The organism is Streptococcus dentiloxodontae, from assembly GCF_053206925.1.
Genome location: NZ_JBRUHR010000002.1, coordinates 20,980 through 43,772, shown reverse-complemented (window position 1 = coordinate 43,772; position 22,793 = coordinate 20,980). Strand labels below are relative to the sequence as shown.

The 22,793-nt window shown below is 41.4% G+C and carries 21 protein-coding genes; 17 read left to right on the top strand and 4 right to left on the bottom strand.

Going from position 1 to position 22,793, the window contains the following annotated elements; genetic code table 11:
- Nucleotides 1-326 precede the first annotated feature (326 nt).
- Nucleotides 327-1,955: a MutS-related protein gene (locus tag ACVRZ8_RS01665; RefSeq protein WP_447447593.1), complete on the top strand. Its 1,629-nt coding sequence runs from the start codon at nucleotides 327-329 to the stop codon at nucleotides 1,953-1,955.
- 159 nt (nucleotides 1,956-2,114) lie between these two features.
- Here ACVRZ8_RS01665 and ACVRZ8_RS01660 read toward each other — a convergent pair whose 3' ends face one another.
- The 3 genes from ACVRZ8_RS01660 to ACVRZ8_RS01650 are packed head-to-tail and all read right to left on the bottom strand — an operon-like array spanning nucleotide 2,115 to nucleotide 6,533.
- Nucleotides 2,115-2,882, bottom strand: coding sequence for an ABC transporter ATP-binding protein (locus ACVRZ8_RS01660; RefSeq protein ID WP_447447592.1), 768 nt, complete (start codon nucleotides 2,880-2,882; stop codon nucleotides 2,115-2,117).
- Nucleotides 2,883-2,903: 21 nt separating this feature from the next.
- On the bottom strand, nucleotides 2,904-5,219 hold the full coding sequence (locus ACVRZ8_RS01655; RefSeq protein ID WP_447447591.1) for an ABC transporter permease: 2,316 nt from the start codon (nucleotides 5,217-5,219) through the stop codon (nucleotides 2,904-2,906).
- 9 nt (nucleotides 5,220-5,228) lie between these two features.
- A complete protein-coding gene (locus ACVRZ8_RS01650) occupies nucleotides 5,229-6,533 on the bottom strand; it encodes an MFS transporter (protein ID WP_447447590.1) in 1,305 nt (434 codons plus the stop codon).
- Between the two features lie 402 nt (nucleotides 6,534-6,935).
- Here ACVRZ8_RS01650 and relB point away from each other — a divergent pair, with 402 nt between their 5' ends.
- The 5 genes from relB (at nucleotide 6,936) to rpsU (ending at nucleotide 11,843) form a co-directional block, all read left to right on the top strand.
- On the top strand, nucleotides 6,936-7,826 hold the full coding sequence (gene relB / locus ACVRZ8_RS01645; protein WP_447447589.1) for a type II toxin-antitoxin system RelB family anti-toxin: 891 nt from the start codon (nucleotides 6,936-6,938) through the stop codon (nucleotides 7,824-7,826).
- Between the two features lie 362 nt (nucleotides 7,827-8,188).
- Nucleotides 8,189-9,007, top strand: coding sequence for a transporter substrate-binding domain-containing protein (locus tag ACVRZ8_RS01640; protein WP_447447588.1), 819 nt, complete (start codon nucleotides 8,189-8,191; stop codon nucleotides 9,005-9,007).
- Nucleotides 9,008-9,174: 167 nt separating this feature from the next.
- Nucleotides 9,175-10,287: an aminotransferase gene (locus tag ACVRZ8_RS01635; RefSeq protein ID WP_447447587.1), complete on the top strand. Its 1,113-nt coding sequence runs from the start codon at nucleotides 9,175-9,177 to the stop codon at nucleotides 10,285-10,287.
- A 57-nt stretch (nucleotides 10,288-10,344) separates the two neighbouring features.
- Complete coding sequence (locus ACVRZ8_RS01630; protein WP_447447586.1) at nucleotides 10,345-11,154, top strand: transporter substrate-binding domain-containing protein; 810 nt, start codon at nucleotides 10,345-10,347, stop codon at nucleotides 11,152-11,154.
- A gap of 512 nt (nucleotides 11,155-11,666) precedes the next feature.
- Entirely contained in the window at nucleotides 11,667-11,843 is a 177-nt protein-coding gene (gene rpsU, locus ACVRZ8_RS01625; RefSeq protein ID WP_002884573.1) for a 30S ribosomal protein S21, read from the top strand.
- 95 nt (nucleotides 11,844-11,938) lie between these two features.
- Here the strand turns inward: rpsU and mscL are convergent, their stop codons facing one another.
- Entirely contained in the window at nucleotides 11,939-12,319 is a 381-nt protein-coding gene (gene mscL, locus ACVRZ8_RS01620; protein WP_447447585.1) for a large conductance mechanosensitive channel protein MscL, read from the bottom strand.
- Nucleotides 12,320-12,543: 224 nt separating this feature from the next.
- On the opposite strand from mscL, the gene ACVRZ8_RS01615 reads away from it, so the two are divergent.
- The 11 genes from ACVRZ8_RS01615 (at nucleotide 12,544) to ACVRZ8_RS01565 (ending at nucleotide 22,779) form a co-directional block, all read left to right on the top strand.
- A complete protein-coding gene (locus ACVRZ8_RS01615) occupies nucleotides 12,544-12,711 on the top strand; it encodes a hypothetical protein (RefSeq protein WP_447447584.1) in 168 nt (55 codons plus the stop codon).
- 4 nt (nucleotides 12,712-12,715) lie between these two features.
- Complete coding sequence (locus tag ACVRZ8_RS01610) at nucleotides 12,716-13,576, top strand: replication initiator protein A (protein ID WP_447447583.1); 861 nt, start codon at nucleotides 12,716-12,718, stop codon at nucleotides 13,574-13,576.
- Nucleotides 13,577-14,276: 700 nt separating this feature from the next.
- On the top strand, nucleotides 14,277-14,588 hold the full coding sequence (locus tag ACVRZ8_RS01605; RefSeq protein WP_447447582.1) for a hypothetical protein: 312 nt from the start codon (nucleotides 14,277-14,279) through the stop codon (nucleotides 14,586-14,588).
- 160 nt (nucleotides 14,589-14,748) lie between these two features.
- A complete protein-coding gene (locus tag ACVRZ8_RS01600; protein WP_447447581.1) occupies nucleotides 14,749-15,069 on the top strand; it encodes an LPXTG cell wall anchor domain-containing protein in 321 nt (106 codons plus the stop codon).
- Between the two features lie 161 nt (nucleotides 15,070-15,230).
- Nucleotides 15,231-15,458: a hypothetical protein gene (locus tag ACVRZ8_RS01595; RefSeq protein ID WP_447447580.1), complete on the top strand. Its 228-nt coding sequence runs from the start codon at nucleotides 15,231-15,233 to the stop codon at nucleotides 15,456-15,458.
- A 13-nt stretch (nucleotides 15,459-15,471) separates the two neighbouring features.
- Complete coding sequence (locus ACVRZ8_RS01590) at nucleotides 15,472-16,221, top strand: hypothetical protein (protein WP_447447579.1); 750 nt, start codon at nucleotides 15,472-15,474, stop codon at nucleotides 16,219-16,221.
- A gap of 33 nt (nucleotides 16,222-16,254) precedes the next feature.
- Entirely contained in the window at nucleotides 16,255-16,707 is a 453-nt protein-coding gene (locus tag ACVRZ8_RS01585) for a hypothetical protein (protein WP_447447578.1), read from the top strand.
- Between the two features lie 59 nt (nucleotides 16,708-16,766).
- Nucleotides 16,767-17,123, top strand: a complete 357-nt coding sequence (locus ACVRZ8_RS01580; RefSeq protein ID WP_447447577.1) for a PrgI family mobile element protein — start codon at nucleotides 16,767-16,769, stop codon at nucleotides 17,121-17,123.
- Entirely contained in the window at nucleotides 17,077-19,467 is a 2,391-nt protein-coding gene (locus tag ACVRZ8_RS01575; protein ID WP_447447576.1) for a VirB4-like conjugal transfer ATPase, CD1110 family, read from the top strand. Before ACVRZ8_RS01580 ends, ACVRZ8_RS01575 begins: the two co-directional genes overlap by 47 nt.
- Nucleotides 19,468-19,478: 11 nt before the next feature.
- Nucleotides 19,479-22,163 carry a phage tail tip lysozyme gene (locus tag ACVRZ8_RS01570; RefSeq protein WP_447447575.1) on the top strand — a complete coding sequence of 895 codons (2,685 nt, stop codon included), beginning with the start codon at nucleotides 19,479-19,481 and terminating at the stop codon, nucleotides 22,161-22,163.
- Nucleotides 22,164-22,176: 13 nt separating this feature from the next.
- Nucleotides 22,177-22,779 (top strand): hypothetical protein, encoded by a 603-nt coding sequence (locus tag ACVRZ8_RS01565; protein ID WP_447447574.1) that lies wholly within the window; start codon nucleotides 22,177-22,179, stop codon nucleotides 22,777-22,779.
- Nucleotides 22,780-22,793: the final 14 nt, after the last annotated feature.

Here is a 22,793-nt window from a genome sequence, read left to right as displayed (position 1 = left end):
GAGTCATTATTATGGAGTTCATTTAGCTGAAGCAGCGGAAATTTAAGTCTAAAAAACGGCTTTTTATAGACTCTTTTTATCTCGGAAATCAAAAGGAACTGGAATAATAAGAAAAAAAGCTTAGTTTCAGATATAGTATTGAAATACTGCGACCAAAAGGACAGAACTCCCCCTTTTAGTGACTTTAATTTAATCAAGCATTACACTTATTTTTATCTCGCTTATCACAGTAAAGCAACTACTTGACGTAGATTGCATTATTGAAAATAGTTGCTCTGTGTTATTTAATTTCATCTGACTGTTTTCTATATTTTAAGGAGAGAATCATGAGTATATCTGTTATTCTTGGAATCTGTCTGGCTGTTTTTATTTTTGTTATCTGTGCTGAAATCATTCAAAGAAGACGGCGAATGTCAGAAATAAAGCAGCAGTGGGGAAAAGAAAAATTCATTGGTAAGCAGGATAGTTCCCTTAGTTTATTTGACAGTCTAGAAAGTTATTTAAAAGATTCAGGATCTGATCCTATAGATGAACAAACTTGGGAGGATCTCAATCTAGAAGAAGTTTTTCGTCAGTTCAATCGAACTTACTCCAGCCTTGGTGCAGAATACCTTTTTAGTAAAATCAATGGTATTGGAATACACGATTTTAAAACAAGTGCTGATTTAGAAAATTTTTTCAGTAAGCATTCTGGTGAGAGATTTCGTATCTTATATATATTTGATCAACTAGGTAAACAAAGTGAAAATGGGATAAGAGCAACTTTAAATTCCCCGCCAAGAGAAGCCAAGTGGAAGAAATGGTGCATACTGTACTTAGCAATTCACCCTTTCCTATCTCTTTTGACTATTTTTATTTCACCAATGTTGGCAGCGACATTAGTATTGACAGGGTTTGCTTTCAACCTTGTCTTATCTTTCTTAGCTAAGACGCGCTTAAATCAGAAGTTGGACAGTCTGTCTTATTTGGTTAGAATGCTGACAGCTGCACGAAAAATCAGCAAAATTGATAGTCCTCTAAAAGAAATACTAGTAAAAGAAGTTAAACCATTTCATCGTATTCAGTACTTATCCATTGCTTTTGGCAAAGGCGATTTGTCAACAGATATTGGGATTATAATGGAGTATCTAAATACTATATTCTTACTCCCTTTTATTGCTTACTATTTCCTTTGCGCCATGATAGAAAATCATACGGATTTGTTAAAGAAATTGCATGATCATTTATCGCTTTTAGAAGCTAGTTTAGCGCTTCAAGACTATAAATCAACATTGCCATACTATTGTTACAGCGTGACAAATGATAAGCAAGAGATTCAATCAGAAGCTATCTATCATCCTTTAATGACAGATATGGTTGCTAATCCTGTCTCGTTTTCACAAAATATAATCATGAGTGGGGACAATGCCTCAGGGAAGTCAACTTATTTACGTACAGTAGCTGTTAATGCGATTATCAGCCAGCTTTTTGGTTTTGCCTTTGCTCAATCATTTTCTTATCAAAAGGGTAAAGTCATGACCAGTATGTCTGTTGAAGACAGCTTGACAAACGGAGAAAGTTATTTTCTTGCAGAAAGCCATTCTATTAAGAAAATGGTCTCCGCTGCTTGTGATCAAAAATTCACCTATCTCTTTATTGATGAATTATTTAAAGGAACCAATACAGTTGATCGTTTGGCAACTGGGATTTCTCTTATTGAATGGCTCAGTGCTCAGAAATGCCGTTTTATGATTTCTACTCATGATAAGGAGATAATTGATTATGAAGGCTGGTCGCTTGAACACTTACACTTTTCTTCTCAGTATACTGAGGGACGTATCCGTTATGATTATCAACTGAAACAGGGGAAGGCGCAAACCAGCAATGCCATTAATATTCTGGAAACAGAAGCTTTTCCTAAAGAGATGATAAGCAGAGCCAAGGAATTGGAGATTCGATTTTCTCAGGAAAAATAAGAATGGAACAGGGTTGGTAACTTCGTGGAAGTTCAGTTCTGTTTCATTTTTAGTTGCTGCCCTAAAACGTCTCTCCTAAGGCCGATTTCTTACAAGCCACTGCACTTAGAACAAAAATCTTAACTTAAAAGAGCATGAGAACCATGCTCTTTTTAAATGCTAAATTTCTATTTCAGACATTAGTTTGGTGATTTTAAGTTTCCTCTCCATGAGAGCCTCTTGGGTTTTATCCCATTTTCCAAGTTCTTCTTTCTGATAGATTGTTCCATCTAATAAAAACCATACTTGCTTAGCTTTAGCTGCTACCTGAGGGTCATGGGTGACAATCACGATTGTACTTCCCTGACGATTAATAGTCGCAAACAAATCCATGATTTCTTCTGAGGTCTTAGAATTTAAAGCACCAGTAGGCTCATCTGCAAAAACCACTTGGGGATCATTCATGAAACTTCGGCAGATACTGACTCTTTGTGCTTGCCCGCCAGACAAAGACATCGTATCCCTATCTGCTAGTTCGCTAATTCCTGTTAGTTTCATCAAGCTATCCGCTTTTTCTTGGATAGTATTATCTACCTTTTTATGAAGAACAGAAGCAGCTAACAGAATATTTTCCTCGACTGTCAGTGAATGAATGAGATAAGGCTGCTGAAAGACGTAGCCAAATTTGCGTAACCTCATGTCGGCCTGTTCCTCTTGACTTAATTCAGTGATCGGTTTTCCTTCAAGAATAACCTCACCGCTTGAGGGAAGGGACATACCGCTGATATTATAGAGTAATGTTGACTTTCCCGAACCGGAAGGCCCCATTATGGCTATAAAATCAGCTTCTTCTATATCAAAACTGATATTATCAAGAACGTTAACCGTTTTGTTTCTGCCATTGCTAAAACTTTTGGTAAGATTTTTAATCCGTAATACTGTTGTCACTATTATTTTCCTCCCTTATCTTTAAATCATTTTGACATGATTCAACATATAACTGGATATGTATACCATAGCAGCTGCAATGATTGTAATGCTTATTGGGAATAGGCCATAAACAACCAGCGGATTGCTTATAAAGCCGATTTTAGGAGCCCCTAAAGATGCTGCAAATAAGCTTACCAAAGGTTGCCCTGCAAAAATTACCAGAATTGATCCTAATAGAATTCCGCTAAGCAAAGGTATAATCAATCTTGTTAGGAATTGTGTTCTTATATCGCTGTTTTTATATCCCAGAGCTTTCATAAGGGCAATGTCTCCTTTATAGCGGATGGTTAAAATTTTCATAAAGACAGCAATTGTCAGCAGTGTAACTAAAAACGCAATCATTAGCGTTATTATAGTAATTCTATTAAACTGTGAAATAATGTCTCCCATGCTCTGACTAACATAATCGTTGATATCTGTTACTTTTCCCTCCTGAAAAGCGTCTTCAAGTTTTTCTTTGACTTTTTGTTTATCGTTGTCAGATGAAACATTAACATCAAGGACGCTTTTGTTAACTTGAGCATTTGAAATCGGCTTAATAGACTTAGCGCTTTTGCCGCCATTTGTGATGTCTTGATAAATCCCGCTGACCTTGTAACTGTACGATTGACCCGACAGTGTAAAGGTAACCTTGTCTCCTACCTTGATTCCTAGATCATTTGCCAATAAGTAAGAGACGGCAATGTCATTGGTATTCTTTGGGAGGGTTCCTGTCATACAGGACAAAGAAAATACTGAATAATCTCCTGTTTCAAAATTGACTGTCACTTGCTCTCCAGCAGCATTTGCAGTTTCTGCCAAATAAGTATTAAATAGTTGGTAACTAGCCACGTTATTGCAGTTCTTAAGAATTGATGCCACTTTGTTCTTATTAGCTCCTTCTTGTTGAAAATCAATTCTAAGATCCGCTTGAGCAATTCCCATATAGGATGTAAATTGGCTGGATCTAAGCGTGCTGGTGATTTGAACTGGCAGTAAGACTAAGAAAGACAGTGACGTAAAGATAAGCACGAGAAGAACATGGGGTTTCTTATAGCTTAGCAAGTATTTAATACCAAGTTTAATATTGGCCCATTTTTTTCCTTTTCCAATTAATGAAGGATGCTTGATGACCTTATCACTGGACATTCCATCCTGACCTTGTAAAACTTCTACAGTATTCACCTTCTCAATTCTTTTGATGCTTTTTCTGCATAAAAGAACAATAGCACCGCCTATAAAAGCAGAAGCTAGTATCGGTATTAAATTATTAATGGTATTTTTATCAGCTATCCCCATATAGAGTTCAAGATTTTCTTGTACCAGCGGGGTTAATTTAAGAGAGACTAAGTAGCCGCTAATACAGCCTGCCATCGTTATCAAAGAATACTTGATAAGGTAATTGCTTTCTATGTAATGATCAGGAAGGCCAAGCCCCCGCATGAGAGCAATGTCTATATAATCCTGATGAATGCTTGACAGCATTGCAAATCTTACACAGAGCACAGAAATAACAACAAGAAATACTACCACAGTCATTATCAATGCGGCTGTCAGTATATCCGTCAAACTATTGAGCAATTTCATTTCAGAGTAAGTGATAGATGCCCCGTTAGAGGGTAAGTTTTGCTTTTGATAAGCTGTTTCTACGGTGTTAATGGCATCCGTGTTTGTCATCCGAAATTCTATCAAATATTCTAAGCTTCCCGTTTGATTAGCAACCTTCTCCCAGTCTTTTTGATTCACTAAAATACGTTTAGACGATACGAATGAAGAATTCATTTCAGAATCTTTGACAAAATCTGCAATGTTAAAACTGATGGTATCAGTCCCAGTTTTTATATTAATCGAATCCCCTACTTTGAGATGATACTTTATTTTATAATAAACAGGGACAAGTGCTTGGCCTTCTTTGACAGAAGCCACTTGGTTATTGGAATTTAGTAAAAAGTCGAATTTACGATTTTGTACCACTAGGGCGCTGTCTATCACACTCCCGCTTTCATTATTTCCATCACTATTAATATAGAGGTCTTCTGAGCTGATGTTTAACATCTTGACAATTTGGCAGTCTTTGACAGAAGGGTTATGCTTTGCAAAGCTGTTGATAGCTTTTGTATCTAAGTCTCCAGAGTGCATTTGCAGAAGGTGAGATGTCTTGGCTGTTTCACTAAAAGTATTGAGCGAATTGTTGAGTGAATATAGAAGATTAACCGCCGAGGCAAATAGCGACGAAGCCATGGTAATAAATACGATGAGAGTAAGACAAATTATTTTTCCTTTTTGCAGCTCTTTCCAAATTATTTTTCTTTTCATCTTCTTGTATCAATCCTCCAAATCATAATTAAGGCAATTAGCTTCCATTTGTTTTAAACTGTTACCACCCTTTAGAAACGGACTTAAGATAATCATAGAAATACCGCAAATGATAAGCATCAGTGCAATCCCTCTTTCAGAACCTATTCCTACAATTCTGCCAATGGAGTTTGCTAAGACACCATTTTTGAATAAGAGCGGATTGAAAATATAGTCTGCCAAAGCGCCAGAAATAGCGTAGGCAACAATATAACCGAGTTGGGAAATAAAGGATATCAGACCCCAATCCCTTCCTTGCGTATCTCTGCTGATATTGCATCGCATCAACACGTCTAAACAGACATTTGAAACTGGAATCGTCAAAAAGAATAAGAAAGTAACAACAGCAATCCAAGTCAAATTTGTCAAGCAGCCGATAATAGAGATGGTTATCCCCATAACTAGAAAGGATAAAGAGAGCGCTTTGAGATACTCTTTTTTAATCCCTTTTACACCTAAGATAAGGCTGGAAATGAGCATGCCAGTAGCGCTAAGAGATAATATGATTCCTAAGCTGGAAGAATCGGTTAGTTCCAGCAGCATCGGCTTAATAAGTGTCTCTATAATCCCCACATAAAAGGTGATAACAGTGGACAAAAGCAATAATAGTTTAGTTCCTTTGGCCTGAGTTAACTCTCTGTAGCCTTCTGCAATATCTTTGCTAACATGCCATTTTGAACGATCAATTTTTTGATGCTCAGCCATGATTTTCTTGGTAAAGCCTACGGTAAACAGGGTCGTGAAAAAGGTAAACATATCTATAAGCAGTATAAGGGTTATCCCGGAAAATTGATAAATTAATCCAGCCAATATTGGTGACAGCAGGTATTTAGCAGATGAGGCCAATTGAACGAGGCCGCCTGCTTTGGAGAATTCTTTTGCTGTCAGCAAGTCTGTTACAGCGGCCTTATAAGCCGGATCCAGAACAGCCGCAAAACAGGAACTTAGGAACACCCAGATGCAAATTGCAGGAATATTAGTGATTCCTAGGCTAATCATTGTAAGCATGGCCGCCAGACACAGCGCTGAGAAAAAGTCACCAATTAGCATTAATTTCCATCTACTGAATTTATCAGCAATGGATCCGAAAATGGGTGTAAAGAAAACTAATGGAAAAAAGGCACATAAGCTCACCAATGAGCAGGCCACGGCGCTGCCTGTTCTTTCAAAAATATAAACATTTAGTCCAAAAGATGTCAGTCCGCTTCCTATACTGGAAATCAGCTGCCCGCCCCATATGATTAGAAAATAGTTAAATTGATTTTGTTCAAGCATATTCTCCTCCAAATTGAAATGTATTGACAATTAAGTTAAAATGATGTTTGGTCTGCTTTTTTTAAGAACACTAGGTTAAATGACAAGCAAGTCTTGTTCCTCTTGCTTCGAAAGGTTCTCAAACAAAACAGTTATTGATAATTGATACGATAGCAAAAAACAGTTGTTTTGACTGCCAATACTTGTTATCATTTTGGAGTTTATCTGCTATTTTTCGTTTCCTCATGTGAAATGATATTATCTAGGGCAGGAGTTCCTAATCCTCTTTAAAACCGCTCTATTTCAAGAATGCTACGCTAAGTAGCGATGATTTTTTCAAATGATACTAAAAGGTGCTTGCTGTATGTACCTGTTTTAATCTATACTAAAGAGGTATTCTAAAATATTACGAGGTGATAGTTAATGACATTTGAAGCACGTTTGCGAACCTATCGAAAACAATTAGGTTTATCTCAGGAAAAGATGGCTGAGGCTATTCATGTTTCCAGACAGGCTGTTACTAAATGGGAATCGGGTGCAGGGACTCCAGATCTTTCAAATTTGAAGGCTCTTTCCGATTTATTTGGTATTTCCATAGATGAATTGCTTTCAGGTGAAAAAACAGCTCACGCTTCAAAAGAGTTTCTTTATGAAAGCAAGACAAGCTATGATATTGATCAGCGAAAAGATTTTGATATACACTTAGGCGGTGTTTATCGTGTGGCAATCATAGCTGAGGCGAGTGAGAAAATCAAAGTTAATCTGCTAAGCAATAGTCTGGAGAATCTTTCAGAAGTCTTCAAAGTAAAAATTGATGATATTAAAAACCGCATTGATATCCATTTGAATCGGTTAGACGATATGACAGAAGCGGCTGCCAAGGAAGGTCTAACTATCTTGGTTGTACTGCCTCAAAAATACCTTGGCAGAATTGAGCTTGCGGCTCACAGCAAACAATTAGATCTAGTTAACCTTTGCAGTGACCGTTTTGAATTCAGTGGTAAGGTCTCAGATATTATTATTGATGGCGGAAGTGGAGAAGTAGAATTAGACAGCAATCTGGATCTGTCAGTGACCGTTCATTCCCATCAAGGAGCAATCGCGCTCAATCAATTTTCGGCCACCTCTAAGATTTGTGTTCCTGCTGACTATAGTTTCCAGACGATTAAAAAGGGATTTGGCACTAGAATTTCTTTTGAAGAAGATGGTCAGAAAACAGATGATTTTTCTGCTGAGGATGCTGAAAACACTATCGAATTGAATGGTTTAAAGAGTGAGTTAATTATTTCCAAGTCAGGCAAAGAACAGTTATAAATAACACCATCATTTTAAGAACCTGTATTCACAAAATTCATCTGAATGATATAGGTAGAAAAAAGCGACCGAAAGGTCGCTAAGACGACAGTTGCCGCCGTGGTGATGAGATTGTTGCCCGTTTCGGGCAACAATCGTGGGGATTTTCGAGACCTTAGGCTCGAAAATTAGGCATGGAACGACGTAGTCGGTCGCTGCCGTCCCCACCACTTAAGGCAGACTGTCACAAAAATTCTTATGAATACAAGTTCTAAAAGCATAGCAGAGCAAGTTATTTTTGCCCTGTTATTTTTATATAACCTCTTGACATTTATACTATTTTTCCTTAAAATATGTATAAATATAAAAATAGGTGGAAATTTATGAGAAAATACTTATTGGGAGCACTAATGCTGACTGCAATTATTATTCTGTCGGCTTGCAGTTCTTCGTCTGGAACAAAAGTAGAGGACATTAAGAATAATGGTAAGATTGTGGTTGCTACGGAATCCGAATTTGCACCATTTGAATTTAAAACGCTAATCAACGGCAAAGATGAATTAGTCGGTGCTGATATTGAATTGGCCAAGGCTATCGGCGATAAGCTTGGTGTTGAAGTAGAATTTTCAGTGATGTCTTTCAATAATGTTTTGGCCAGTCTTCAATCAGGCAAGGCAGATATTGCTATTGCTGGTATTTCGGTGACTGACGAGCGTAAAAATATATATGATTTTTCAGACAGTTATTATGAATCTGAAAATGTTGTCATTATCAAGAAAACAAATTTGAATACTTATACAAGCATAAGCAGCCTGTCTAAGCAGTCAATTGGTGCTCAGAAAGGGTCAATCCAAGAAACAACAGCAAAAGACCAATTTCAGGATTCCAGTATTGTTTCACTAACTTCAAACGGTGAGATGATTAATGAGCTAAAAAGCGGTCAGCTGCAGGCAGTTGTCTTGGAGAAAGCTATCGCAGAAGGCTATATCGCGCAAAATGATGATTTGACCTTGGCCAATTTTAGCTTAAAATCTGATGGAACAGATGCCTATGCAGTAGCTGTGTCTAAAGGTTCTGATGAGCTGCTTGAGCAAATTAATCAAGTCATTACAGAGGTGAAGTCTTCCGGTAAATTTGACCAGTGGCTTGCCAAGGCCTCAACCTATACTCAGGTGGACAGTTCAGATGACAGCAGTGAGTAAATAAAAGGAGCTAAAAAAGCAGCTCCTTTTCATTTGGAAACAAGAGAGAGTAAAGCCGCAGGGTTCCCCTTAATCAATCTAAGCAGCGGATAAATGTGAATAAGCTCTGCTATTGACCAAACGTTCTAAATCAAGTATTATCAAAGTAAGAAAAATAAGGAGTGTCTATGAAATTACCACGTTTTGGCGTTGAGGAATGGCTCAATGTACATGAAAAATCAGCCAAATACGACATTGCGGGTGTCTCAATCAAGTCACTCAGTCTAGCTGAACTTTTTGACTTGACACAGACAAATGCTCAAGACTTCTATGAGGAATTAGGCAAGAAAACTCTGAACTACGGATGGATTGAAGGCTCGCCTGAATTTAAGCAGGAAGTGGCTGAGCTTTATCAAAACATGCCTGTGGATAATATCTTACAGACCAATGGTGCAACAGGTGCAAGTATGCTGGCATTATATGCTTTGATTGAACCTGAGGATCATGTCATTTCTATTTATCCCACCTATCAGCAGCTTTATGATATTCCAAGATCATTAGGCGCAGCTGTGGACTTGTGGCCAATAAAAGAGGAAGAAAACTGGCTGCCTGATCTAGCAGAACTGCGTCAGCTAATTCGTCCCAACACTAAGTTGATTTGCATCAATAATGCCAATAATCCGACAGGTGCTGTCATGGGGACTTCTTACCTCAAGGAGCTGGTCAAGATTGCAAAAGAGGCAGGTGCTTATATTTTAGCGGATGAAGTTTACCGGCCTTTTGGCGACCAAAAAACAGCCTCTATCGTTGATTTGTATGATAGAGGAATTGCGGTTAATAGTCTGTCTAAGACTTACTCGCTTCCTGGTATTCGTGTGGGCTGGGTCGCTTCTAATCGCGAAATTGCAGACATTCTGCGTGACTATCGTGATTATACTATGATTTGTGCAGGTGTTTTTGACGATATGGTGGCAACTTTGGCCCTTCAGCATAAAGAGAAAATCTTGGCGCGCAATCGAAAAATTGTAACTGACAATATGGCTTTAATGCAGAAATGGATTAACCAAGAGCCTCTAGCCTCATGGGTGCCTCCTGCTCAGGTCTCTACCTCCTTTGTCAAATTGGAAGTCAATCAGTCCATTGAAGAGTTTGCACTCAATCTTCTTAAAGAATACGGTGTCTTAGTTATTCCGGGCAATCGTTTTGATATTGAAGGGCATGTTCGTATTGGATTCTGCGGAGAAAGAGCGGTGCTTGAAGCTGGTCTGGCGAGATTATCAGAAGCCCTCCATAAGAGTTGACAAATATCCGGCTGTCGCTTAAAATAATCGTAAAGTATAGTTATACAGGAGTATCTTATGAAAATAAAAAAATGGCTCTTCGGAGCAGTCGCACTTACCGTTGCCTTGGTTGGCCTATCAGCTTGTAGTTCATCAAAAGGCAATCTTTTAAATAACATCAAAAAGGAAGGGAAATTGACCGTTGCTGTCAGTCCTGACTATGCCCCATTTGAATTTAAAGCCTTGGTGGACGGTAAAGATCAGGTCGTCGGATCAGATATCCTTCTAGCACAGGCCATTGCTGATAAACTAGGGGTTGAGCTGGAAGTCTCAAGCATGAATTTTGACAATGTCTTGTCAAGCTTGCAATCAGGCAAGGCTGATATTGCTATTTCGGGGATTTCGGTCACAGCGGAACGTAAAAAAACCTTTGATTTTTCAGATCCTTACTATGAGACTGAAAATGCCATTCTTGTACGAACAGGTGAATCCTCTTCTTATTCAAGCATAGATTCTCTAAAAGGCAAAAAGGTTGCTGTCTTAAAAGGCTCTATTGAAGAAGGTTTAGCTAAGGAACAGTTACCTGACTCTTCTATCGTGTCATTGACAACTATGGGAGAAGCTATCAATGAATTAAAATCCGGTCAAGTTGATGCTGTCGATCTCGAAAAGCCAATCGCTCAAGGTTATGTCGCACAAAACTCAGATATTACTATTGCAAGTGCTGCCTTGAAGGTTGATGATGGAGATGCCAAAGCAGTCGCTCTTCCAAAAGGAAATGATGAACTTAAAGAAAAAATCAATCAGGTCATCAAAGAACTTGTTGATAATGGCACTTACGACAAATACATTCAACAAGCATCACAATACACAGCTATTGAGGAATAAAAAGGCTGGGACAAAGTCTCTAGGACTGTCATATAAATAGCCGTAACAGTTTGACACAATCCGCAGCTCGTGTTCAATTACGCAAGTGATAGCTCCAACAGTTTGGGGAACTGTTGGAGGTTATCTAATTCTATGAACGCTAGTTCATGTCAATTCCTAATCAACTGTGCGGGGGTGGGACTACAAAATCGATTTCTACGAAATCCCGATTCGCTTTTTTGTTTTTAAGCTCATGAAGAAAACATCCACTGGATATTTTCTTTGTCCCCCTCCCTTTTTATTTGCATTTTAAGCTTAAAGTCCACAGTTTTGAATGGTCTATTTTGCTTGTGCTAATTGGAGGACATTCCTGTTAGTGATATACAATCAGAGAAGATTAGCAGAATGATAGACAGTCTCATTCTGATCATTGGAATAGTTCTCTAATTATTTCTCGCTTGACAAGATAGTCTAACTAATTTATAATAAAGCAGAACATATTTTTGTTACTTTATCTTGAGGAGGTGAAATCCATGTCTAAAACAGTCGTACGTAAAAATGAGTCACTTGACGACGCTCTTCGTCGTTTCAAACGTTCTGTAACGAAAGCGGGAACTCTTCAAGAAGCTCGTAAACGTGAACACTATGAAAAACCTTCTGTAAAACGTAAACGTAAATCAGAAGCTGCACGTAAGCGCAAAAAATTCTAAATAATCAAGAAAAGAAGCTGAATTACTCAGCTTCTTTTCACGTACAAAAAATAAAAATAGACTGGCATCTCCAGTCTATTTTGGTTAGATAAACCTTATTGCTTAGCAAGAAGGTCGCGGATTTCAGTAAGGAGTTCTTCTTGTGAAGGTCCAGCAGCTTCTGCAGCTTCCTCGTCAGCTTTCTTACCAAGAGCAATTGCTCTATTAGCAGCTTTAACAACAAAGAAGAGTGTTGTTCCGACGATAAGGAAATTAAGTACAGCACTCAAGAAGCTTCCATAAGTAATCCCATTCCAAGTTAGTTTAGAGAGGTTTTCAACGCCAGCAGCTTTAACAACTGGGTTTAAAATCACTGGTGTGATGATATCGCTAACCAATGATGTGATAATGGCATTGAACGCAGCCCCCATAACAACGGCTACGGCAAGATCAAGAACATTGCCTTTGAACAAAAAATCTTTAAGTTCTTTAATCATTTTTAGTAAATAAATCCTTTCTTTAATTTACTTATTTATTATATAGCAATAAGTCCGGTCTGACAAGTCATACAGCCTACGTATGTGTCCTAAATTGGGAGAATTGAATAAATAACATCGAGAGAACGTGAATAGCGTTCTCTTTTTCGTTACTTTAATTTTTTGAAAGGAAGCCAAAAATTATGCAAGTTTACTATAGACCTGAACACTTAAGGAGGATTGAAATGACCACTAAAGAGAAACAATCACGAAATATGATTTTAACTGAAATCATGTCAAGTATGAATGTATCAAAAAAGAAAGCTGAGAGCCTGCTTTCTGAGCTTGAAGATTTCAAGTTAGTCAAGTTTGATGCAAAAGGGAATTTTTATCTTCAGGCGATTGAGGAGTGAGACTATGGGACGTATTACACTGGAACAGATTCAAACAGGAGAGCGATTTATTAAGATTCCTATGGCTTTTGTTGAATCAAGATATTACAGCAAATTCAGTACAGAAGGTAAATACCTTTATGGAATTCTTTATAATCGTTTTCAACTATCAGTGAGAAATGGATGGGTGGATGATAATAACTGTGTTTACTTGATTTATACAGTTGAAGCCCTTTGTAAAATATTAGGTTTCGGAAAAAATAAAGTCATTAAATTAAAAAAGGAACTGGTCAAATATGGTCTACTTGAAGAAGTTCGTCAAGGTTTGAATAAGCCTAATTTACTCTATCTTCAAAACGTGGAAACCAAGGAAAGTCTTTTGAACTCTGACTTTGAAGAGACAAAAAACAGCCCAAAACCCGCAGAAACAGCGGAAGTTTCAAAATCAAACTTCCAGACTTCCCAAAATCAAACTTCCAGAAGTTTCAAAAATAAACTTCAAGAAGTTTCAAATTCAAACTCAAGTAAGACTTATAATAATAAGATTTATAGTAATAAGACTTATAGTAATCTTTCTGAGGACGAGGAGGAAAAAGCAGCTCAAAATTCTAAAGAAAAAAATCAAGGCCAAGTATCACGAAAAGTTGATAAAGTGACCAAGTATGACAAAGACTATATTTGGGACTTGGTTCATGAGCAACTGCTCAAGGAAAATTTCACACAATCGGCAGCTGACTATGCCATGATTCATTTTGAAAAACGTTACAAGTACGCTTTAGAAAATATGAGGTTTGCTAGCTCGTCTGAAAAGATTGCTGAATATGTTTTTAACGGGATTGTTGCTGAATGGAATCAGACGATTAGAAAACAACAGTTTGGAGGATAAATATGTTGATATTATTCCATCTAGTTATAAGCTTATTGGCTATAGCAGGACTGATTTCTAGCAAATTATTCCTGGTATTATGTTTTGGTTCTACTTTGACCAGTTTAATATCAGCAATCTCGAAGGAAAACAATGAGAGAAGTCTCTGATGAGACAGGAATAGGTTTATCAACGATTTCAAATTATGAAAAAAGGAGTGAAATTATGGCAATACTGGCTTATATTTTTATATTTATAACGATAGCAGCTCTCCTATATCAGTTATATAACGCTTTAGGGATCGATTTACAGCTCTACCTTGAGGAAGTTTCTAGATATATTCTCGCATTACTAATTATCTTATTCCTAACGTATATTCTAGGAATAGCATTTGGTTTACCATCTTTTGAAATAAAGGTAATTCTTTAATCCCTTGACCTAAGCAAGTCGTAAAACTACTTAAGGTTCTTTGACAACTGAATACCAGCACTGTCCTGATTAGCGCAACTAAGCATAAAAGAGAAATAGGGGCGGTGAACGAGCTAGAAAATATATCTAGCGCTGTTGCACTAACGTAAAAGCATATTTCCCTCAAGGGAAGTATATGGCTGAAGGAGTTTTTGGTTCCTAGACTATAAATCAAGCGTCACAAACACGGCGGAGGAAAGTCTTCCTCCCAGCATGGCTGTAAATCCAGCCTTTCGTTTTGAAGGAGAACACGATGAACGAAATGAAAAATCACTCTGAGGTAACGATCTCAGACTTGAAGCAACTTGGGCGAACAGGGAACGCCACCGCTCACCTGGACACTGGCGAAACCTTGTATTTAAAAGCTAAGCACGGCACAGTGCAGCGCAAAGGTGTCCTGGAAGGGAAAGTCAAGCTCTTGGAAGTGGTGATGCCTTACGATAAGGTCTATCGCCATATCCGCACCATTCAACGAGACCATGTCTTGATTGCAAGACGGATTAAGTGTTTGGGAGAGCCTTACTTGCAACTGACGGGCAGGGGTTACCATCGCCAAAGTCGCTGAAGGAAATTATCGTTATGACAACAAAAAAAGCTCATCCTGGCAGATGAACTTTTTCACTCCGAACCCTTTGACACGAAACAGATAAGACCAAAGGGTTCGTTTTATGAGATATGGAGATATTATATCATGAAAGTCCTTGGATTTCAAAAGAAGACCGCTATTGCTGAACCGTGATTTCTTTGCCCAGCTGGACCAAAACAATTTCTTTGACTTGGATGTTGACATCCAGGTCAAACGGATTGCGGCTGGCGAGGCCTACAATGACTACTTGCTGATTATCAATGACGTCATTGTCTTGTCCAACCAAGTGGTGACGACCACTGAGGAACCAGCAACCCCAACTTATACCCCTACGGCTGAAACACCAACCCAAGCGCAAGCTGTTTTGCCATCTACGGGGGAAACAGGAATGACTTGGGGTGTTGGTTTGTTAGGGTTTGCTGCTGTTGTGGTTGGTCTCTACCTAAGCTTTAAAAACTAGGGCAGGCTATCCTGCTCCTAAAAGCCTATCTGGTCATCAGGTAAGTTTCTAGGAGCAGCATAGCCCCGTAGATAGACCTAGGTACGTCTCAAAAGGCCTTAGTAATTCAAGGATGGCTCAGGCTATCTCAACGTACATTATTTTATTTGGGAGGTGTCTTCATGACATTATTGACAACGATTGTCACAGCTCTAGGAGCTGTTGGTGTGGTTCGTGGCCTTTTTGGTATCTGGAACGGCTGGGAAGATTACACTACAGGGAAAAAGATTGACCAGAAAATGCTTCAAGAACAGGGCATTTCAGGGATGACTTACGGGGGAATGATTGCAGGAGGTTCTGCAGCCATCGCAGCAGCTATCGTAACCGCCCTTAACCAAATTAGTATTTAGGTGGTGATGGCGTTTGGATGTTTCAGAACTCGCAAAAACCCTGAACCAGTATAATCCAACTGTGAATGCGACCGTCAATGACATTGTCTCAGCCTTACGCCCTATGGGCTACGTGATGGTTGGGCTTTTCTTTTTGATTGAAATGGATAATTGGGATAGAGCCTTTGCCCGTGAGGGAGGGGGCTTGACCAAGGAGAAGTGGTTTGAGATAGGCTATAAATACCTGCTCGCCCTTGTGTTGGTCCGTTATTCCAGTCATATCGTTGGCGGTATGGTTGAACTCTTTAACATTGCTCTGCGTATCATTGACGGAGCGGTATCTGCTAAGGATGTTGACACTGCTATCAGTGTTGACGGGGTCAAGGGTTATTTTGCAAAAACGGTATTGAATTTTGTTGGGGCTGGGATTGAGATTGTTATGAAGGTCTCAACCCGTCTCTTGATGTTTCTGCGCTACATGCAGATGTATATTATTAAGGCAGCGGCCCCCATTCTGGTGGCTTGCTATATGTCTGAGGCGACCCGTCAAATCGTTTATACAGCTTTACGGTTCTTTGCCTCAGTGGCCTTCCAGGGCGTTGTCATCTTGATTATTCTTCGTATCTTCCCAGTGCTCATGGCTAGCGACCTTTTAGATGCTAAACTAAGTGGGAGCTGGGAGACCTGGGCAGCTGCCTTCACGTCAGTCGGAAAAGGGCTTGTTTATATCTTTGTCTTGTTTGGCAGTCAACGACTCGCACGGTCCCTGATTGGAGCGATGTAAAAATTATCTGAACTGTGATACAATAAGAGAAAGATGAAACGGAATTTAGGAGGTTTTCTCATGGAAGAAGATTACAAACGCCCCAGCAAATTGGGGCTTGCTATTAACTGGTTTTTCAAATTGTTGATAAAACTTATCACAGCCCCTGTGATTGTTATTTTGTGGTGCTGGAACTTTCTTAAGTCTATCTTAGGCGTGCTAATCTTTTGGATTTTTGGGAAAACCTGCTTCCACATTATTGTTCTCCTTCTCTTTGGAGGATTGGCTCAAATAAACCTCATCACCTTTGAGACCGCTGAAAAATGGCTGGATTGGTGGAGCATTCACGTGACTAATCTCCACTATCAATCATCAGAGAGTGGCTGGATGTTTTTCCCGTACCCTAAGGTGGAAATCTGGATTATTCTTGCGCTCATTATTTTTGTAGCGACAGCGATGACCAAGGAAGCCTTAGACCGTCAACGGATGATGAGAGATGAGTATTAAGATAACACGATGAGCACTTAACAGGGGTTAGGTGCTTTTTGCTTTAGAAAGGACGGCTTATGAATAAAATTGGCTCAGTATTCTTGAGCAAATTCGGAGGTTTTGACCCTCCTTTTCTTTTTGGATTGACCAAGCGTCAGCTGGTCATGCGGGTCGGTATGGTCCTGGGGATTGGGATTTGCGTCCTCTTTTGGTATCTCAAGTTACCTAATATACTGACCTATTTACTGATGGCGGTGATTCTGCCTCCAACCTTCCTCTACGGATCTGGTCGAGAAAAGGTTTACCTGGAGCGCTGGAAATTCCGCTACACGGTTCAAGAACGCAGCTATCAAACGGAACACAACACGAAGGAGGTATTTACTAAACATGATTTTTTGGCCAAAAAAGGGGACACAGAAGCTGACGGCAGCTGAGAAAGAACGGCTGAAACGGATTAAGCGAAATGTGAAACCCTCAACACAAAACTCACTTAAATATAACAGTCTTTATGAAAATGGGACCATGCACATTGCCAAGGACCTCTGGTCCAAGACCTACAAGATGGGGGACGTGGCTTATACGTCAGCTCCAGATGAAGGCAAGCTGGACATCATTGACCGCTATGCGGAAGGGCTGAACGCCTTTGAAGCAGGCAATTATTTCCAGCTGCTGCTCATCAATCGTCGTGTCAAAACGGACACGCTTGGCCAAATCCTCTACCAACCTGCAGAGGATGGCTATAATGAAATCCGTAAGGAATACAACGATATGATTCGCGACCGCTTCTCTATCGACAAGAAGAATTTCAAGGTTGAGAAATACGTGACTATCACAACGGACACTCAAGAGCGCAGCGTGGCTGAAAATCAACTCTATGAAATCGGTCAATCCCTGGAGAGTGAATTGAGCGAAGTGGACGTCACCTTGTCACCGCTCCGAGGGTTGGAACGGATGGAGATTTTTAGTGAATTGTTGCGGTTTAATCCGTATATCCCTTATGACTATGAGGACGTCAAGCTTTCCAATTTTAGGACGAAAGATTTTGTCGCTCCGAACCGTCTCCATTTCATGGAGGACTATTTCAAGATTGACAACCGCTTTGGAAAAGTCATGTTTATCCGAAATTATCCAAGTTTCTTGACCGATAAACTGATTAAGAAAATCATGGATGAGGGGATTGAGCTGGCTCTGACCATTCATGCGGAACCTTATGAGCCAGGAGAAATCACTGAGCAACTCAAGAATGAGCAAGCCACCGCTAAGATGGAGATGATTAAGAACCAACGTGAAGCAGCCAAGCACGGGATTGACCCTGAGCTAGCTGTCTCTGGTGTTGCTCAAGCCTCTAGTGATACCGCTGGCGAGTGGGAAGAAGCCATGACCGATAAAGACATGAAAATCTTTAACGGGGTCATTGCTGTCTATGTCACAGGAGACGATTATGAGGAAATGCAGCTGAACGCCTCTAAGGTCAAGACGGCTGGCCGTCGCCTGGGGGTGACCTTTGAGGATTGTTTCTACTACCAGGAGGACGCTCTCAATACCATGTTGCCTATCGGCTATCCTTTCCTGGATGTCAAAGATGACTTTATGCGTCCCTTTACAACCGCAAACCTAGCGACACAGGTTCCGTTCACTAATGTGGACCTGCAGTCAGAGAGTCCACGTGCCCTCTATTACGGTCAAAATCAGCTCTCTAACAATGTGATTACCCTTGACCGTCAACGAGATTTAAACGCTCCTAATGGCTTTGTCATTGGGTCATCTGGATCAGGGAAATCCACCACGGTCAAGACCAATGAGATTGTCCCAACTTACCTGAAGTACACGGAAGACAAAATCATGATTGTGGACCCTGAAGACGAGTACAGTGATATTGGGCTCTATTTTGGGGCAGAGATGGTCAAAATCGGGACCAACTCCAACACCCACCTCAATCTCTTGGATTTGCCAGATACAGATGAGACCCTCTACGATGAACACGGGAACGTCATTGACTTGATTGCGGATAAGGCTAACCTCTTGGTTGGTTTGCTGGAAAGCATTCTGCAGGAGGTCACAGACGCCCAGACCAGTATCATCGACCGTGTGACTCGTCTGGTCTATGAGCGTCATGATAAGCCAACCCTGAAGGAATGGCAGGCTATTCTAAAGGAACAGCCTGAAGAAGAAGCTCAGGACTTGGCCAAGAGTACTGAAATCTACACCACAGGGAGTCTAAATATCTTTGCCCACGAGACCAACGTGGATTTGTCAGACCGCATGGTTATCTTTAACCTCAAGGGGCTATCTAATAAGCTCAAACCTTTCGCCCTCAAGGTGGTGCAAGACTACATCTGGAACCAGGTTATTCAGTACCAGGGTATCTTGACCATCCGCCTTTTCTGGGATGAAATTCATCAGTCTTTCCGTACCCAAAATGACGCTGTTTTCTTTGCGGAACTGTGGGCCCGTATTCGGAAATATGGGGCCATCCCTACAGGGATTACCCAAAACATTGGTACCTTGACCAGTAAGGAAGAGGGACGAAACATGCTGTCTAACAGTGAGTTTATGGTCCTCTTAAAACACAAACCTCAGGATATGGAGTCGCTCAGACTTGTGCTCGATGTGCCACCAGCTCTAGAGAAGTACATTACCAAGCCAAAAGGCAAGGGGTCAGGACTTATCGTGGCTGGTCAGACCATCGTTCCCTTTGAGAACAAGATTCCAAGTCATACCAAACTATATCAAATGGTTTCTACGGACCCTTACACTGGCGAAACCAAAACCTCTTAAGGGAGGCGCTTATGGCTGATGATAAGAATTGGGTCCAAAAGACCGTGGATAATCGTCGCCAGGTGAGACAGTTGGCTAAGACCAAACGCTCAGAAATGACCAGTAACACGCCACGTCAAATCATTAAGGCGGCTAAGCAAGAGCTTCGGTCGGCTAAGTTGAGCCGTACCCAAGCCAAGAAGGAGTATCGTTTCGTCCGCAAGCAGGGCGAAAGTGAGGATGTCCAACACACGGCCCTCCAGAAACTGGAAGACCACAAAATCAATTACAAGGCTACTAAGAAGGCCAAGACACAGACTGTCAATAACGTCAAAGGCGGAAGCCTCAAGAAACGGATGGCCAAGAAGGGCTATGTCCAGGCTCGCAATTACACGGAAGCCGCAGCCAGTAACGACGACGTGCTGGCGGATATGGTTCAGGCCCGTCAGAAAATCCGTCAAGCTAATGCCAACGCTGCCCAGGCCAAACGGGTCTCTAAGTATGCAGCTAGAGGGTCCAAAAGGGTCGTTAAGAACACATACGGCCTGGCTAATCGAACCTATAACTTTGCCCGTGGCAAGGGCTTTGTTCGTACCGCCAAAGCTAACCGGTGGGAGACTAAGCTGGCGAGCCAGTTGAAACGGATGAGACGTCGGATTGCCAGAACGCACCTGGGACGCACGTCACGGGTGGCAGGCAAAGTGGTCAGCACCACTGGCCGAGTCGTCAGCAAACCTTTCCTGACCATCCTCAAAAATCCCCTATCGGCCAAGGCTGTTGTGATTGGAGGCTTGATTGTCTTAGTCCTGTCCATGTTTGCTGGGACCACCACAACCATGGAGCAAGATGAATTTGAACTCAACAAAGCCTGGCTCTACATGACCGAGATGGACCGCACCCAATCCAATGACAAGGTGGACTACTGGACGGATATTGATTCGGTCATGACCTACATGAATTACCAATTCGGTGACTATAAGGTCGATGATGTTTACAAAGAGAGCAGCAGCTCTCTGAAAGACCGGACCAATGTCGTCGGCCAGTCCTCTAACGACACGTCAGACGACACCACCTATAAGGACTTGCTGCGAGATGTCTGGAACAGCCTCAATCAGGACACCTCTGACCTGAAAACTATGCAAGACGTCTATAAGACGGAAGGCTCTATTTTCACCCTGAGTGGTGACGCTCTCTCAGAATACGAGTCTATCATGGAAGAGGGAGCCATTGAGGGCTATTATGGCTATCTCCAGGAGCTTGGTAATCCCTTTTACCAACCGACGGACCAGGACAACTATGACAGCCCTCTGGTCATTCTCAAACGCTTTGGTAATACCTCAGAGGATGACGTCTATAATGGGTCCCTCCTAAAGGCCTCTGCAGGCCAGGAACTCTTAGCCGTTATGAGTGGGAAAATCACCGTCGATGGGAGTGATGTCATCATCAAAACCTCAGACGCTGAATTTACTTACAAGAAAGTGGAGGGTATCCGTTATAAGACGGGAGATAAGGTCTCTGAAGGAGATGTCATCGGGACCGTCAAATCCTCCTCTGGTCAAGAAGTCTACTACAAGAAATTGGAAGAAAAAGCCACCAAGGACAAGGAGGCCAAATGGACTTACGTCAATGTCGGTTTTTATTTCCAATTAGTTACTTATAACCAGACCACGTCGGTCATGTCTGACCTGGATATTTCAGGCGACCTGGCGACACGGGCTAAGGCAGTCAGTGACTATATCAAGCAAAAGGTTCCTGAAGCGACGGACAACGGGATAGCAGCCATGTTGGGCAATTTTGCGACAGAGTCAAACATCACGGCGAAACGGGCCGAAGGGGACTATTTAGACCCTCCTGTGGGGGCCTCTGACACTTCCTGGGACGATGAGACCTGGTTGTCTATCAGTGGGCCAGAAATCTATAACGGCGCCTATGCCAACATCCTCCATCGAGGTCTGGGACTTGGTCAATGGACCGATACCGCTGATGGCTCTACTCGGCACACCCTTCTCCTGCAGTACGCAGCTGCCCAGGGCAAGAAGTGGTATGACCTGGAGCTGCAGATAGACTTTATCCTGGAGGGAGATAGTCCTTATTATACTCAGATTGCTAAGGAAATCCTGACCAGCTCAGACGATGTGGCGACCTTGACCAAGAAATTCCTCAATAACTGGGAAGGTAACCAGGGGGATAAGTTGGCAGAGCGTCAAAACAATGCCAATCAAATCCTGACCTACCTGACCCAGAAATCCTCAGGAACAACAGGGTCCACAGGAACGGAAGCCTCTAGCTTTGATTTTCCTAGCGGTTGGGAGAATAAATTGGTTTATGGCAAACCAAGCACAGCCTCCATGACAACTCAAGCAGGTAATGGCTATCCAGTCGGTCAATGTACCTGGTATGTGGCTAACCGTTTAGTTGAGACAGGTCTTGTTGGAAACGCCTTGTCAAGTAACAATGGTAACGGTGGCGACTGGGTTGCTTCCCTGGTGGCCAAAGGCTGGACCTATAGTTCAGTTCCGAAAGCAGGAGCGGTCATGTCCGTTGTCGGTGGCTTTGATGGCACTTACTCCAGCTATGGCCACGTGGCTTTTGTGGAGGCCGTCAATGACGATGGCACCTTCCTGATTTCCGAGTGTAACTATGATGGCGTTCAAGACAAGGTTCATTACCGTGTCTTGACCGTTCAAAACTACTATACCTTTGCGATTGCACCATAAGAAAGGAGACAACATGCTAGATTACGCTAAACTCAATCGCCTGAAGAAGCTTGGTCTTGTCCTTGCTGGCATTTTCTTAGTTGTTCTAGGCTTTGGTCTTGGCCAGATTGGCCAATCAGAGCAGAGTGAGACTGAAACCAAGGCTAGCACAACGGAGGAGACCAGCGATAAGACCTTGACACGTGAGACGATTGAGGAGTTCTTGGTGGCCTATTACACCAAGAAAGACCTGGAAGAAAATCGCTCCAGATACAAACCCTTTATGACGGACTCGCTCTACAACCAGCAAGTGAGCTTGGAGGAAGAAGCGCAGAACCAAGCCTATAAAGGCTATGTGGTGGATTTTGAATACCAAGACGCCACCATTTACATTGACGAAGAGAACCTAGTGGTCTTGATTCAAGTCAAATACACCAATACCCTGCTTTCAGAAAAAGACAACTATGACGACGCACAGACTGACGTGGTCAATGAAGCTACCTTGCGTTTGACCTATGTCGAGCAAGACGGGGATTACCTGGTCAATAAGATGGAGTCCATCATCTTGACCTCAAACACGGAAGGCACCACCAGCAGCGCTGACTATGGCAGCCTAACGACTAGCGACGAAGAATAAGAAAGGAGCCAGAC